Source organism: Paenisporosarcina sp. P5_A11, from assembly GCF_056400705.1.
Map to the genome: position 1 here is coordinate 1 of NZ_JBFUKT010000357.1, position 1,173 is coordinate 1,173.

Genomic DNA, 1,173 nt, shown 5'->3' on the forward strand with positions numbered 1-1,173 from the left:
GTTTATGCGTTTAGCATGATACAACGACATTTCGATATATGGTCGGAATTAGAGACGGAGGACAACGGATGATAGCATTTACGAACGAATACAAGGCAGATATGCACCGCCATATAGACGAATTATTCACGCAAGCTAAGGCGCTAAAAACGAGCCGTGAGAGCCGTTTAGAAGCGAGCGACGCATTAGTCGAGGCTTACTTCGCTCATTGCGGCAGAGTGCCGGATTCGGCGCCACTTGAACGGTTGGCGACGCTTATATTACGAGATGAAATGACTGACGTTACGCCGTGGAAAACACGTAATACCGAGTATCCGATTGAAAGCAAACATAAGGAAAAACGCTACTACGACAAGATTCTCGGAAGTGGAATACCGGAAACTATCGCCAGTGATGGAAAGGATCATCGCACACCTACGAGAAGAGTCCGGACTAATGCGGAAAAGGCTTACGTGGATAGACAACCAGAGGTGAAGTCGAATGATTAGCGGTAAAAGACGCCACGACTACGACATATCGTACAGACGTTCCGCGAAGCAGATGTATAAAGAAAAACTAACGCCACCTGACGCAGTATCAGAAACTAACGAAATGATTGAGCGTTATTACGAGGATACAGGCGAATTTCCTTCGGACAATTACTTGTCAATGCTTGCTGACGCTATACTAAGCGAAGATTTGTCGGATTCATCGTCTAATAAAGTGCAAACGAGCGAGTATCCGATATTAGGTGCTCGTCAGATGCAGAACCGTCGAAGCACCGAGGTAGAATTCGTAGCTGAGGCGGTTGAATATCACTTATATAAGTACGCTGATCCGGAAATATATACGTTTTTCGTTAAGAAAGAACGGGTGCGTGGCGCTAAAAAGCCGATGCACCGTAATGATTCGACTCGATTATGGGCGATGACAGTCAAAGAACGCGATGGATTCCGCTGCCAAAACCCGAAATGCCGCAGCAGAAACGGTATTATGCACGCTCACCACATATATAATTACGCAGATAATCCTGATTTACGCGATGACGTAAGCAACGGAATAACGTTATGCGAGCCTTGTCACACGGAATTCCACGTAGTATACGGTAAACGACGAACAAATAAAGGTGATATCGAATTATTTTTCGGTAATAGCCCATATTATGGCGATATTGTTGCCCTTAAAGAGTAGAGG

2 protein-coding genes are annotated in these 1,173 nt (G+C 45.2%); both read left to right on the plus strand.

Features of this window, described 5'->3' with window-relative positions; translation table 11 throughout:
* The first annotated feature begins 68 nt into the window (after window positions 1-68).
* A complete protein-coding gene (locus tag AC1DOS_RS20205; RefSeq protein ID WP_477538922.1) occupies window positions 69-488 on the plus strand; it encodes a hypothetical protein in 420 nt (139 codons plus the stop codon).
* Window positions 489-741: 253 nt separating this feature from the next.
* Window positions 742-1,170: an HNH endonuclease gene (locus tag AC1DOS_RS20210; RefSeq protein WP_477538923.1), complete on the plus strand. Its 429-nt coding sequence runs from the start codon at window positions 742-744 to the stop codon at window positions 1,168-1,170.
* The last annotated feature ends 3 nt before the right edge of the window (window positions 1,171-1,173 follow it).

Coding starts and splice junctions, on each gene's coding strand:
- AC1DOS_RS20210 (WP_477538923.1), top strand. CDS start 742: ATGCAGAACCGTCGAAGCACCGAGGTAGAATTCGTAGCTGAGGCGGTT.
- AC1DOS_RS20205 (WP_477538922.1), top strand. CDS start 69: ATGATAGCATTTACGAACGAATACAAGGCAGATATGCACCGCCATATA.